This window comes from Flagellimonas oceani (assembly GCF_011068285.1).
In the GTDB taxonomy this organism is placed as follows: Bacteria; Bacteroidota; Bacteroidia; order Flavobacteriales; family Flavobacteriaceae; genus Flagellimonas; species Flagellimonas oceani.
In genome coordinates, this window is the sequence record NZ_CP049616.1 from 4,151,149 (window position 1) to 4,163,734 (window position 12,586).

12 protein-coding genes are annotated in these 12,586 nt (G+C 44.0%); 2 read left to right on the top strand and 10 right to left on the bottom strand.

The genetic code is table 11. The annotated features are described in order from the left end of the window. Positions 1-48: 48 nt before the first annotated feature. Positions 49-858 carry an SDR family oxidoreductase gene (locus GVT53_RS18810; protein ID WP_166250017.1) on the bottom strand — a complete coding sequence of 270 codons (810 nt, stop codon included), beginning with the start codon at positions 856-858 and terminating at the stop codon, positions 49-51. Continuing rightward, entirely contained in the window at positions 851-3,121 is a 2,271-nt protein-coding gene (locus GVT53_RS18815; RefSeq protein WP_166250018.1) for a M28 family peptidase, read from the bottom strand. The genes GVT53_RS18810 and GVT53_RS18815 overlap by 8 nt, the downstream gene beginning before the upstream one ends. A gap of 122 nt (positions 3,122-3,243) precedes the next feature. On the opposite strand from GVT53_RS18815, the gene GVT53_RS18820 reads away from it, so the two are divergent. After that, positions 3,244-3,714, top strand: a complete 471-nt coding sequence (locus GVT53_RS18820) for a CBS domain-containing protein (protein ID WP_166250019.1) — start codon at positions 3,244-3,246, stop codon at positions 3,712-3,714. 195 nt (positions 3,715-3,909) lie between these two features. Here GVT53_RS18820 and GVT53_RS18825 read toward each other — a convergent pair whose 3' ends face one another. The 5 genes from GVT53_RS18825 to GVT53_RS18845 all read right to left on the bottom strand — a co-directional run bounded on the left by GVT53_RS18825 (position 3,910) and on the right by GVT53_RS18845 (position 9,473). After that, entirely contained in the window at positions 3,910-4,263 is a 354-nt protein-coding gene (locus tag GVT53_RS18825) for a hypothetical protein (protein ID WP_166250020.1), read from the bottom strand. A gap of 9 nt (positions 4,264-4,272) precedes the next feature. After that, complete coding sequence (locus tag GVT53_RS18830) at positions 4,273-4,845, bottom strand: pentapeptide repeat-containing protein (RefSeq protein WP_166250021.1); 573 nt, start codon at positions 4,843-4,845, stop codon at positions 4,273-4,275. After that, complete coding sequence (locus tag GVT53_RS18835) at positions 4,845-7,943, bottom strand: VPS10 domain-containing protein (RefSeq protein WP_240905232.1); 3,099 nt, start codon at positions 7,941-7,943, stop codon at positions 4,845-4,847. Before GVT53_RS18835 ends, GVT53_RS18830 begins: the two co-directional genes overlap by 1 nt. 303 nt (positions 7,944-8,246) lie before the next feature. Further along, complete coding sequence (locus GVT53_RS18840) at positions 8,247-8,738, bottom strand: DUF6265 family protein (protein ID WP_166250023.1); 492 nt, start codon at positions 8,736-8,738, stop codon at positions 8,247-8,249. A gap of 36 nt (positions 8,739-8,774) precedes the next feature. Next, complete coding sequence (locus GVT53_RS18845; RefSeq protein ID WP_166250024.1) at positions 8,775-9,473, bottom strand: SIMPL domain-containing protein; 699 nt, start codon at positions 9,471-9,473, stop codon at positions 8,775-8,777. 125 nt (positions 9,474-9,598) lie between these two features. Here GVT53_RS18845 and GVT53_RS18850 point away from each other — a divergent pair, with 125 nt between their 5' ends. Beyond that, positions 9,599-10,744 (top strand): glycerate kinase, encoded by a 1,146-nt coding sequence (locus GVT53_RS18850; protein ID WP_166250025.1) that lies wholly within the window; start codon positions 9,599-9,601, stop codon positions 10,742-10,744. Here GVT53_RS18850 and GVT53_RS18855 read toward each other — a convergent pair. The 3 genes from GVT53_RS18855 to GVT53_RS18865 form a co-directional block, all read right to left on the bottom strand. Continuing rightward, the gene (locus GVT53_RS18855) at positions 10,732-11,334 is read right to left on the bottom strand and encodes a GNAT family N-acetyltransferase (protein WP_166250026.1); all 603 of its coding nucleotides are present in this window, start codon (positions 11,332-11,334) and stop codon (positions 10,732-10,734) included. The genes GVT53_RS18850 and GVT53_RS18855 overlap by 13 nt on opposite strands. A 109-nt stretch (positions 11,335-11,443) precedes the next feature. Further along, the gene (locus tag GVT53_RS18860; RefSeq protein WP_166250027.1) at positions 11,444-11,914 is read right to left on the bottom strand and encodes a hypothetical protein; all 471 of its coding nucleotides are present in this window, start codon (positions 11,912-11,914) and stop codon (positions 11,444-11,446) included. Between the two features lie 47 nt (positions 11,915-11,961). Further along, positions 11,962-12,498 carry a Dps family protein gene (locus tag GVT53_RS18865; RefSeq protein ID WP_240905078.1) on the bottom strand — a complete coding sequence of 179 codons (537 nt, stop codon included), beginning with the start codon at positions 12,496-12,498 and terminating at the stop codon, positions 11,962-11,964. Positions 12,499-12,586 lie beyond the last annotated feature (88 nt).

The following is a 12,586-nucleotide window of genomic DNA, read 5'->3' on the forward strand; positions in this document are numbered from 1 at the left end:
AATCTAACAAAATAATCCCAACCCAGCTGTTAAGAATACGATAAGGAATCAGTAAACCACAGGGGTCATAAAGGTGTGTCCCTTATCCGTAAAATTTTTGCTCAATACTATTTTACCTTTTTTATCTGATAGCTCTGTTCGATAATTGGGAGCCGGCAGTCCCCTTTTTTGGGCTTCTTCAAAATAGTATACCTGTTTTTTTGGGTGATGTGGATATACCCCATTAAAAATATCGCCCCAGTACTTTTGCCGTAGAATGGTAAGAATCATGTGGATACAATCGTGAAGATGTATCAAGTTGATGGGGTGATTGCCATTGGTGAGCTGCTCTCTACCGGAAAGCATCGTCACGGGATGTCGGTCGGGGCCAATCAATCCGCCAAACCTAATGATGGTGGTCTTGAAATTTTTATAGTTCTGAAACATGGCCTCGCATTCCACCAACTGCCTACCAGATTCGGTTACGGGCTGTGTAGGTGACTCTTCGGAGACTTCGCCTTCCGCATCTCCATAAACGGCCGTACTGCTCACAAATATGATATGCGACACTTCGCTCTTTTTTATCTCCGTGATGAGATGTTTGATCTTGTCGACAAAGCTTTCCGTGTTTTTGCCACGAAGTTTTGGCGGAACATTTACGATTAAGGTGTCAATGTGGGAAAGAAAATCTTGGATGTCCCCTTCGATGCCATTTTCGGATAGTTGAACTTTGAACGAATTGACTCCCTCGTTTTCCAAAACCTCCAATTTGTTGGAAGATGTAGTAGTGCCATAAACGGTATGCCCATCTTCGATCAACTTTTTGGCAAGGGGCAACCCCAACCATCCACAACCTAAAACGCCAATGTTTTTACTCAAATCGTAATGTTTTTATCGTCAATATAGCATCATTTAGGACAAATGGTGTAGGAATGCTGTTTTTTGGGCGTTCCGGAATGCTAAAATCAGGATGAGTCAGTAGATTGTTGGAGGCTTCGTACAGGGTCAGTTCCAAAACGGAATCCTTTGGGAACTCCAATTGCAGCTCTGTGAAATTGTTATCGGAGATGTAATGTGTAACCAACCTGTTCTTTCGGTTTTCCAAAAAATAGGGGGATAATTCAATGCGATTTACTTTGGCTTTGCCCAATTTTATCGGGTTTGTGAATATCTCCAAACGGTTTACATCTCTCTTTGGCATAATGCAGATTTCAATTACCCTATTACTACCAATAATTGTGTCGAGTACCGTATCAATGTACGGTGCCGGAATTTCTTTCTTCGGCGCATCGGCAACATAATTCAAGTTCGTACGGTACTTACTGGAAATTGTCTCTGCTTCGGGCTTTCGTTTGTCACCCCCTAAAAATTGGCCGTTCCAATCAATCAGAACATTGTCGTAAGTGGCCCATTGGGCAGTATCGGTATCTGCATTATAAATGTAGAGGAGGCTACTGGGTTTTGGTCTTTCTTCGTTAAAACTGGATTGGATGTGGCTGGTGATTCCGAAGGCAAAAAAGAGGAACAAAAATAGATACGCCAATCGCCCTTTACTTTTCAACTGACCAAAAAACGGGAGTACCAAGAAGAACAATAGTGTTGTGAACAGCGTTGCGGCGACCATCATTTTTAGACCAAGGCCAACGGGGAACATTTTAATGAACGGTGAGTAGATCAGCACGGCGGGCAAGGCCAAGAACACCATTAGGAAGGCATTTGGCTTTTCTTGGTTGATGGTCACCAAAAGCCCTGCCAATAAACCGTAGAGCGGTACAATAAAAAAGCTCGCTCCCTTTAAATATTGCGCAACCAATCCGCAAATGATCAACCAAATGAATATTGGGGCCACCAATAAATTGGGCGTACTGGTTCTTCGGAATTTATGATAGGTGTAAAAACAAACAAAGAGGGAGAACATAACATACACGGCAATGTAGATGTGGCCATTGTAAGTGAATCCATGAAGCATATCCTTAAAGCCGGGATACCACCAAGTGACGATGGACCAACAAAAATAACCTGCAAGCCCGTTGACGATTAACGTGATCAGTGCGGGCACAAATCCCTTGAGAACATCCTTGATATTAAGCATTTTCTTTTTGAATCCAAAAAACAGCAACAGTACAAATGCAAGCACTGCAAAGGCGAACATGGGCCAGATCCATTCAAAGGGGTAGGAGACCATCCGATAGAGTGGAAGGTTATAGTACACTTCATCGCTCAAACTTTTAAGGTTGTTAAGGTCGGCATCGCTAAAATAGCTAAGCAACGGCATTAAATAGCTGCTTTGATGTGCCAGGGTGTTCCTGTCCAACCGTTCATAGGTGTCCAATGCAGTGTGGTAATCAAAGTGGTCATCGATAAAGGCAAAATTGAAGCCATCAATATCAGCATCCTCCCTAAAAACGGTAAGGTCGGTATCGTTAGGGAGCATTTTGTAAATACTATAGGCGAGTGAATTGGCCACGGGAAATGCTGGGTTGGCCTCCTTGAATTCCTTTATCAGTTTGGCATTGCCCCGATTGGTTTCGATGAGCATGTAGCTGGGTCCGCCACTGCCGCGTGCCTCAAAATTAAGGACCAGCCCTACATCTTTGGCCCAAGGATGGTTGTTCACAAAAAGGTCGGCACCGTTAAGGCCCAGTTCCTCGGCATCGGAAATTAGAACAATGATATCGTTTTGTGGGGTTTTGTTCTCGCTCAAGAATGCGCGCACCCCTTCCAAAATAGTGGCGACACCGCTACCGGCATCACTAGCTCCGTAGGAGGAATGTGGACTGCTATCGTAGTGAGAGAGCAAAAGAAGCGCTTTGCCATCTCCACTTCCCTCTATTCTTGCCAAAATATTGGTGGCCTTGCTCAAGTTGCCCCAATCGCCTGCCGTATACCCTTCTTGGACAATGGTCTTCAGCCCCATTTTGTTCAGTTCGGAAATGATGTAGTCCTTGGTGCGTTCATGTCCCGGAAAACCGACCGCATGGGGTTCTTTGGACAATTGTTCCACATGTTCCAAAGCCCTATCGGTGGAAAAGGATTCCTTGGGAATCTTCTCGTCTGCATCATAGGTGGGCATCAAGGATTTAAAGCTCCAATAAACAGCGGCAAAAAGAAGTATCAGGGCAAGGGTTCTTGAAAATTTCATGGTATAGCGTTGTTGGAATCTAAATGTATGAATTTCTAAAAGGTTCTCATATTTTGATGGCCAAAATTAGGTTATTCGCTAAAAAAGTCTATATTTATTGTTCAACTTTAAAATCTAACCGTATGGCAATCAAGAGTTTTCAAGGCGTTCGTTCCAAGGAAGAGAACAAAAAGAAATACAATGCCCCAATTTTGGTAGAGGATTACATGACCAGAAAATTGATCACTTTTTCCCCTGACCAATCCATTTTGGAAGTAATGGAGACTTTTGCCAAGCACCATATATCCGGTGGCCCTGTTTTGGACAACAATGGTTTTTTGGTCGGGATCGTCTCCGAGGCAGATTGTATGAAGCAAATTTCCGAGAGCCGATATTTTAACCAGCCTATTTTGGACAAGAGCGTGGAGCGGTTTATGACGAAAAATGTGGAAACAGTTCCGCACGATATGTCCATTTTTGATGTTGCCGGTGTTTTTGCCAGGCACAACAGGCGTAGGTTGCCCGTAATGAAAAATGACATCCTGGTGGGGCAGATCAGTAGAAAAGATGTGGTGGTTGCGGCGCTTAAACTAACCTCCCACAGCTGGAAATAGAAAGGCTTTAACTCGTAATATATTTTGATGAAAGATTCGTCATTTCGAGTGGATTTCACGACAATATGAGTGAAATTTGTATCGAGAAAAAGAATTTTTATTTAAAAAAAGGTTCTCGATACGATTTTTCGTTTCTCAAAATCACTCGAACTGACGGTTTACCATAATATTATCAAAATACACTACTGGTGGAGTCTACTCTCTTTTCACTATCATATAATAATCATTGTCGAGCGGTAAATAGCCCAAGTCGTAGACAAAGAAATAGGTGCTGCCTTTTTTGGTGGTGTAAAGGTTGGTGATATATTCAAAATCAAAACCTTTGTCCAGCAAGCGCATTTTGGTGGTCTTGGTCTTGCCGTCCCGTAATGGAAAGCTATCGAGTATCCTGTAATTTTTTCGGAGTTTGTTGTTGATGTTGCGCACCAGGTTTTTGCTATCGCGGTTCAATAGGTTATTGTAGGCATTCCTGCAGTGGTCGGAGCAGTATTTTTGGTCGATACGGCCCAATAGTTTTTCACCGCAAACCAAGCATTTTCTTTCAGGCATAGGATAAGATTAGGTCACCACAATATCATACTTTTTTAATAAACCGATCAATCCGTCCTTGCCAAAACGGGTTTTCTTCAATTGGTTGATGGATGGATCAATATTGAAATTGATGGCAGAGGTGAAATCAGCTTGTTCCAGATTTGTGTTCTCGAAAATGGCATTTTCCAGATCACAGTCAAGGAATTTGGCCTGTTTCAGGTGTGCATCGGTAAAGTCAGTTTGATGGAGCCTGCAATCAGAAAATTGGATGTTGGGGAGATGCATCCCGGTAAATGATGCTATGGATACATTGCAATCCAAAAAATGAAGCGATAACAATAGTTGATTGCAAGTATCAAACTGAAGGCCCACCATTTTGCACCCTTCAAAAGTAACCTCGTTAAAAATGGTGTTGGCTATATTGGCGTTGGTGAAATCACATCCTTCAAAAGTGCATTCCACAAAATTCTGATTGTCCAAAAAACCTTTGGAGAACAGGCAGTCCACAAAACGGCAATTTTCGTAATCGCCCTTGGGCAATTTGGTTTGCGTATAATCCTGTCTTGTGAACTCCTGATCGGTCCAAAAGGCTGCTGCCATTACTCTCCTGTTAAAATAATGGCAGGAATGTCCAAGGCCTTGAACATGTCATTATAATCTTTCATACCACTGCCCACGATGGCATTTTTCTCATTTTCAAAAGTTTTCCATTCGGCCATATTGTCCTTGAACAGTTCTTTGGCTCCTTCGGTCACTTTGGGTTCCGGCACATCTATAAAACCTCTCAAATGCATAAAATCTGCATTGAGTTTACTGCTGAAGTTCACCACATCTTGGAAGGTTTTCTGTTTGGGCTGAATCAAGTTTTCTTCCCAGGTATTGATGCGTTCCAAAAGTGCATCGCCCTTCTCCAGCAATTCTTTGGCACTTTCGTTGTCCTGAAGCAGTTCCTTATATTTTTTAAGCTGGTTTTTTGCGGTGCGCATTTGGTTGACGGCCTTGTGCATGCTTACCAAGGTCTCATCGATTTGGGTCAAATAGGATTGCTGCTCCGCATAATCGGCAGGTGAAGCATCGATCAATGGGTCGGCCAGAACCACGGCATCTGTTTGGACCGTCTCGTCTTCCAAAGTTAGGCGGAGCGTGTAGGTTCCCGGTGCCACGCGCGAGCTTCCGTAACCATCAAAACCAAAGACATTTTCAATGGCCGGTGAGGGCTCACGGTAAAAATCCCAAGTGAACCGATTATATCCTTTGGCGGAAGGCAAAACCTGTGGTTTTGATGGTCCGCCTGCCCAGCTTTTGAAATCTTTTGGGGCTTGATTGGTATAAGTTCGGATTACTTTTCCGCCGGACAGCACTTCCAGCTTCAGTTCGGTGGAATCCAATTTCTTGGGCAGGTAATAATCAAAGGTTACCCCAGATTTTGGATTCTGGCCCAATCCCGGTACATATTCATCGTTGCTGCCGTTAAAAATTCGGTACGATGGTTTTGGCGTCACAATTTGAAGCGAACTTGCCGGCTTCAAACTATTTTGGATCGCACCCAAATCATCCAATATCCAAAAAGCCCTTCCGGCCGTGGCGGCTACCAAATCATTATCCTGAATAATCAAATCATTGATGGGCACTACGGGCAGGTTCAGTTGCAAGGGTTGCCAGTGTTGGCCATCATCCAAAGAAACATATAGCCCGGTTTCGGTACCGGCATACAGCAATCCTTTTTGCTTTTTATCCTCGCGCACCACGCGGGCAAAGGTGTGCTCACCATCAATCCCGTTGGTGATTTTGGTCCATGTTTGCCCATAATCCGTGGTTTTGAAGATGTAGGTGTCCAAATCCATAAACTTGTATCGCATCAAAGTGATGTATGCCGTGGCAGGATCGTGTGGGGATACCTCAATACTGTTGATGATACCTTCCTTAATGTTCGGGGGCGTAATATTTTCCCAGGAATCACCACCATTTTTGGTGATGTGCACCAAACCGTCGTCCGAACCGGCATAGAGCAGACCTTCTTCGTGGGGAGATTCCACCAAGTACATAATGGTGTTGTAGTTTTCCCCACCGGCAGCTTCGTTGGTGTACGGTCCGCTTCCCGGGCCTTGTTTCTCGATTTCGTCCCTTGTTAGGTCAGGACTGACCACATCCCAACTGTAGCCGCCATCTTTGGTTCGGAACACCACATTGCCTGCATGGTAAATGGTGTTGCGATCGTGGGGTGAGCTAATGATGGGGGCGTTCCAATTATAGCGGAACTTAAAATCCTTTGGAATGTTTCCGAGGCCCAATTCTGGATATTCTTTGATGGGCTTTGCCATACGCGAAGCCTTCACCCACTTTTCGATGATTCCTTGGTAGCAACCACCGTAAACGACCTCGGGGTTGTCTGGATCGAATGCCAAATAGGCACTTTCGCAACCGGCCACCGGGTACCAGTCTTTCCAATCGATACCGCCATCGCGCGTGCGGCTGGCAATGGCCACGGAAGAGTTGTCCTGTTGGCCTCCGTACACATTGTAGGGCACTAAATTATCCGTGATGACCCGGTAAAACTGCGAGGTGGGTTGATATTCTTGCGAGCTCCAGCTGATACCTCCGTTGTTGGACACATTGGCACCGCCGTCGTTGGAGTTGACCATGATCTGGTTGTTTTTAGGGTGTATCCAGAGGTCGTGATTGTCCCCATGAGGCGTTGGAACGGGTGTAAAGGTTTTTCCGCCATCAATGGATTTGGTCACTGGGGCATTGAGCACATACACGATGTTTTCGTCTTGGGTGTCCGCAAAAATCTCCATGTAATACCAAGAACGTGCAATATTGATTCTTTCCTTGTTGGTCTGTTTCCAAGTTTTTCCGGCATCGATACTTTTATAGACACCGCCTTTTTCGCCTTCGGCTTCAATTACGGCATATACCACATCGGAATTTGCCCTTGATACAGAGATTCCTGATTTTCCAAATTCCTTTGGAAGTCCTTTTTCCATTTTGTCCCAAGTGCTTCCGCCATCGGTGGATTTATAAAACCCAGAGGATGCCCCTCCAGATGTGATCGTCCACGGAGTTCTTTCGTGTTGCCACATGGCAGCGTACAAAATCAAAGGATTGTTCATGTCCATGCTCAGGGATGAGGCTCCTGTGATATCATCGACATAGAGTACTTTTTCCCATGTTTCCCCTCCGTTGGTGGAGCGGTAAATGCCGCGGTCTTCGGACGGACCGTATTGTGCACCTTGGGCAGCGATAAAAACAATGTCGGGATTGGTGGGATGGATGATTACATCTGAAATGTGACGCGTTTTGTCCAGCCCAATGTGTTTCCAGGTTTTTCCAGCGTCGGTGGATTTGTAAACACCATCGCCCATAGAGGTCATGACCCCGCGGGCTGCATGTTCCCCCATTCCGGCTATCACAATGTTGGGATTGCTTTCGGAAACGGCAATATCGCCCACGGTCCCTGTTTTTAGGAATCCGTCGGAAACGTTTTTCCAAGTGATGCCGTCATCGGTGGTTTTCCAGATTCCGCCTCCAGTGGTTCCCATATAGTAGGTGTAGGGCTGGCCCACAACACCGGTAGAGGTGACACTTCGTCCACCTCGGAACGGGCCGATGTTACGCCATTTCAACCCGGGAAAAAGGGAATCGTTGACGACAATGGAAGGTTGGTCTGGTTTTTTGTTTCGTCGTTGTGCATCCATCGGATGCAATGCCAATAATATAAAGGCACATAAAAGTAGCGGTCTTAGTTTCACGAGTGGTTGAATTAGTTAGTCCGTTAAAGATACTAATTCAATGTATTGTGGTAAAACAAAATCACTTCAACCCGTCGGGCATTTTGGATACAAATAATAATAACTGTCAGTTCGAGTGGATTTTACGATTGAAATGAGTAAAATTTGTATCGAGAACATACAATTTTGGTTTAAAATAAGTTCTCGATACAATTTTTCGTCCCTCAAAATCACTCGAACTGACAGCGTTTTTTAAGGTACACAAGAGGTTCACTTTACTCTTTTGTAGGCAAACAAGACTTCTTCTTGGTTACCTCCCTCTTCAATAAGGACCCAAACATTCATTTGGTCGTCACTAATTTTTTCCATGGTGAGGTCTTCAAAATATACCTTGTTGGGTTCTAGCTTCACCAGCTTAAAATCGATGGTTTCGTCCTTTTCTTCCCAACCTCTCATATTTCCATCAAAATGTTTGAGCTGCAGGATAAGGGAGTCGTCCAATTGTTGGATGTGCCCCGATTCATAGAAGGAGACTTTATCGTTGTTTACCAAACGGAAAACGAACATCATGGAATTGCCCATGGGCGCGCTCCAGATTTCTTCGGCAATTCCGCCAAATGCTTCGCCGCTCCAATGGCCCTCAATCCAGGAAACATCTTCCAGATTGGCCTTAGGGGATGATTCCCCTTCGGGAAGTTGCAGCGTTTGCTGAGCAGAAACGATTCCTGCCCAGAGCAGTAAAATAAGTTTGATCGATTTCATGGTTTGATTGGTTTTTGATTGATGAAACCCCGTCCGTTAGTTGGACAGGGCGAATTTTACGTTTACAGTGGTCTCCACCCTTATTTTTTCAAAATCGATGTCCAAGGGTTGTGCGTTGCCCATATCGGAAGAAACAGCTTTCATTTCCATCATCGGGGCTTGGTTGTATCGTGGGTAATACTGCGAGTTGTCGGCAATATGAATGGCCATTCCCACTTTTTGACCCAAGGGTTTTGTTAGGGCTTCGGCTTTTTGCATAGCTTTTTTTACGGCCTTTGTTCGTAGTTCCAGCTCCAGCTCCTCCATTTTGGAGTACTCGGTTTTTTCAATACTGGTGTTGGCAATGTCCAATTGTTCCAAAGCCATCATCACATCGCCAAGTTGTTTTCCTGAATAAACCACTAGGGAATATTGCTTGCTTTTCAGCACCTCTTTTTGGCGCAGGAAGTATTTTTTGAAGTTGCTGCCCATATCCTTGATCACGAGTTGCTCGTCCAGATCTATGCCCATTGCCTTAAAGCGCTGTGCCATTTGGTTTTCCTGTTCTTCAACGGAAACACGGCCTTTGGTGTCCTTTTCTTGTATAATAATGTTCAAATAGATTTTATCCGGGGTCACCAGCGTGTCCACTTGCGAAGATGTTTCCAGATAAGGGGTGTCCAAAAAGTTCTTGGATTGGGCAAAGGTTGTCATAGTAATTAAAGCTGTTGCTACAAAAATTATAGTCTTTTTCATGATGTAATTTTATTAAAGATATATACTTCCGCCTTATGTTCAAAACCTGTGCCGTTTTAGATTCCACTGCCTTGTATTGAATCAAATCTTTGGTTTAACTCGATTAACTTGAGTACATTGTAGGGATGAAATTTATTTTGGCACCCGATAAATATAAAGGCTCCCTCACAGGACGCGAATTTTGTGAAACCGTTGCTCAAGGTATCTATAAAGTTTTCCCAAAAGCGGAAATTTTAAAGATGCCCTTGGCCGATGGCGGGGACGGTACCATTGATGTGGTGGCGGGCTATCTCAATGCATCAAAAGTGAGTTTAAAGGTCAAGGACCCGCTTTTCAGGGAAATCACTGCACATTATCTGCTGTCGGAGGATGGACAAACGGCCTTTATCGAAATGTCCGAAGCATCCGGTTATAAGTTGCTGCAAAAATCGGAAATGAACTGTATGCGCACTACTACTTTAGGGACCGGGGAAATGATTTCGGACGCTTTGGAACGCGGGGCCCGTACCATATTGTTGGGAATAGGCGGCAGTGCTACCAACGATGGAGGCATGGGGATGGCCAAGGCATTGGGTTATTCATTTTTGGGTGCCGAAGGAAATGAATTGAAACCGATTGGTGAAAATTTGGGCAGGGTGAAGGAAGTCCATCAGCATAATGTCCACCCAAAGCTTTCAAAAGCTAAAATTCAAGTGGCGTGCGATGTGAACAATCCTTTTTATGGAGAAAACGGTGCCGCCAAAATTTATGGCGCTCAAAAAGGTGCATCGGAAAAGGATATCGAGTTTTTGGATGAAGGACTAAAGCATTTCTCCAAGGTGCTTAAATCTACTTTTGATATAGATGTCCAACAAATTTCAGGTGCCGGAGCTGCCGGCGGTGTTGGTGGGGGAGCGGTAGTTTTCTTGAATGCCGAACTGGTTTCCGGAGTGGATTTGATTATGGAACTGGCCCATTTTGATGAAGCGTTGCAAGGAGCGGATTGGGTGATTACGGGCGAGGGACAATTGGATGGCCAGACTTTTTCTGGAAAAACCATTAGCGGGGTAATCCGGTCTGCAAAAAAACAAAATGTTCCCGTTGCCGCTTTTTGCGGGTCCGTTGATGTCTCCATTGAGGAAATGCAACAAATTGGGTTGGATTATGCGGTCTCCATTCTTAATCAAATTGGGAATTTGGACGATGCAAAGGCAAGGACTGCCGAAAACTTGAAATTGGCCAGTTACAATTTTGCAAACCTGTTAAAGTTGGGCAAAGGTCAGCTCAAATAACTCCGGGTCATTTTAAATTCCAACGAAGTCTTAACGGTTTTCCATTCGCTGTCCAAAATGGAAAATACCACGGTGTCCCGAAGGTTTCCGGACTCATCCAAGCGGTGGTTTCTTAAAATACCGTCTTGCTTGGCACCCAATCTCAAAATGGCATTTCTGGAAGGATGGTTGTGGAAGTGCGTTCTGAATTCGACCGCAATGCAGTTTAAGTTCTCGAAGGCATATTTTAATAAAAGGTACTTGCACTCGGTGTTGAGTCCCGTGCGCTGAACTTTTTTGGCATACCACGTAGCCCCGATTTCCACACGCTTGTTCCTGGCGTCTACGTTGAGGTAACGTGTAGTGCCCACAATGGTGTTGTTTTTTTTGTTGATGATGGCAAAGGGCAATGACTTTCCCGCTGCCTGCTCGGATAGGGCGGTGTCCAAATAGGTGTCTATGGTTTTGGGCGAGGGGACTGCCGTGTACCACAGTTCCCAAAGTTTCCCGTCCGATGCGGCAAAGGCCAAATCCACTTTGTGCGCTTTTTGCAGGGGGACCAATTTTACCAATTCGCCTTCCAATTGAATGGGACGTAGCCAAGAATCCATAGGTTGAAATTAAGGTTCAAATATAAGTTTTAATCCATCGATTTAAACAAAGAAAAAGCCAGGGAAAATCCCTGGCTCCATCATCAATCAAAAAACGAAATCATATCAACTATTCCGATTCAAATTCCTCAATAATAAAGAAGCTTTTATCCTTCTTGTCAATGAGGTAATTGCTTTCCAATACATTGTAGTGCATGGATCTATCGTCAACGTTAATATCAAAACCGTTATCGGTCTGTACCACCTCAAAGTTGTTCCTTTCGGAACCTTTGTATTTTAGTACCATATAATCATCATAGTTCGGGTCTGAGTCACTATCGATAGCGACCAGTTTAGTGACATATGCGGAAGATGGCTTTCTATCCTGGTTTACCATGCCTTTGTCCTTACTGTCCAGTTCCATGGTGTAATTCCTTCGTTCCATCACCTTTACGCTATATTCTTTTTCCTTACCATTTTCGGAAACGGTAAAGGTCTTTAATTGCGTGGTGGCCTTCATGACCCCGGAATTATTATTTTGACCATAACCCGCAAAAGCGGTCAGGGTCGCTAATGATAGTATGCTAATCAACTTTTTCATAGTGTAGTTTTTACGGTTAATAAATCAGTTCTTGAATATATTTTTAACTACTTAAGGTAAGCGGTGAACATCCAATGTCTTTTCTCCAATTCTGTCATAAACTCTGTCAGCATGTTTTCTGTTACAACGTCGCCGGTTTCGAGAGCGGCATTAACGGCATCCAACATGTTGTTGTGCAAAATTTCGTAATCGTTCAGTACTTCTCGAACCATTTCCAGCGCGGAAATATTTTTTTCGTGCTCTTTGATTTTGGAGAGTTCCAGCGTTTTTTTGAGCGAAAAATTGCTCTTTACACCGAATACACGGATTCTCTCGGCAACAATATCAATGTTTTCTTTTACTGTGTTGTATTCATTTTCGAACTCCTCGTGCAATTCAAAGAACTCTGGCCCTTCAATATTCCAGTGAAAGTTCCTCAATTTGTTATAGAAAACCTGATAATTGGCCAAAAGGGTATTGAGGCTTACCACTATTTCAGCAGTTTCCAAATACGTAAATCCTAGTTTTTTAAAGGTTTTATTTTGTGCTTTAACAGCTTCCATATAATAGATTTTTGATTTGTTCACCATAAAATTACGGCTCATGCCCCGAGAGGATTGATTGTAATGATGTAAATGTTGATGCAAAAGGTATCCGAGCGGTCTTAATGGCATCAATGTGCCTTTAGCATAC

What these genes read in the sequence shown, in the direction of transcription:
- GVT53_RS18815 (WP_166250018.1), bottom strand. Translation starts at nt 3,121, where the DNA reads ATGAAATTTTCAAGAACCCTTGCCCTGATACTTCTTTTTGCCGCTGTT.
- GVT53_RS18820 (WP_166250019.1), top strand. Translation starts at nt 3,244, where the DNA reads ATGGCAATCAAGAGTTTTCAAGGCGTTCGTTCCAAGGAAGAGAACAAA.
- GVT53_RS18825 (WP_166250020.1), bottom strand. Translation starts at nt 4,263, where the DNA reads ATGCCTGAAAGAAAATGCTTGGTTTGCGGTGAAAAACTATTGGGCCGT.
- GVT53_RS18830 (WP_166250021.1), bottom strand. Translation starts at nt 4,845, where the DNA reads ATGGCAGCAGCCTTTTGGACCGATCAGGAGTTCACAAGACAGGATTAT.
- GVT53_RS18835 (WP_240905232.1), bottom strand. Translation starts at nt 7,943, where the DNA reads ATGGATGCACAACGACGAAACAAAAAACCAGACCAACCTTCCATTGTC.
- GVT53_RS18840 (WP_166250023.1), bottom strand. Translation starts at nt 8,738, where the DNA reads ATGAAATCGATCAAACTTATTTTACTGCTCTGGGCAGGAATCGTTTCT.
- GVT53_RS18845 (WP_166250024.1), bottom strand. Translation starts at nt 9,473, where the DNA reads ATGAAAAAGACTATAATTTTTGTAGCAACAGCTTTAATTACTATGACA.
- GVT53_RS18850 (WP_166250025.1), top strand. Translation starts at nt 9,599, where the DNA reads ATGAAATTTATTTTGGCACCCGATAAATATAAAGGCTCCCTCACAGGA.
- GVT53_RS18855 (WP_166250026.1), bottom strand. Translation starts at nt 11,334, where the DNA reads ATGGATTCTTGGCTACGTCCCATTCAATTGGAAGGCGAATTGGTAAAA.
- GVT53_RS18860 (WP_166250027.1), bottom strand. Translation starts at nt 11,914, where the DNA reads ATGAAAAAGTTGATTAGCATACTATCATTAGCGACCCTGACCGCTTTT.
- GVT53_RS18865 (WP_240905078.1), bottom strand. Translation starts at nt 12,498, where the DNA reads ATGAGCCGTAATTTTATGGTGAACAAATCAAAAATCTATTATATGGAA.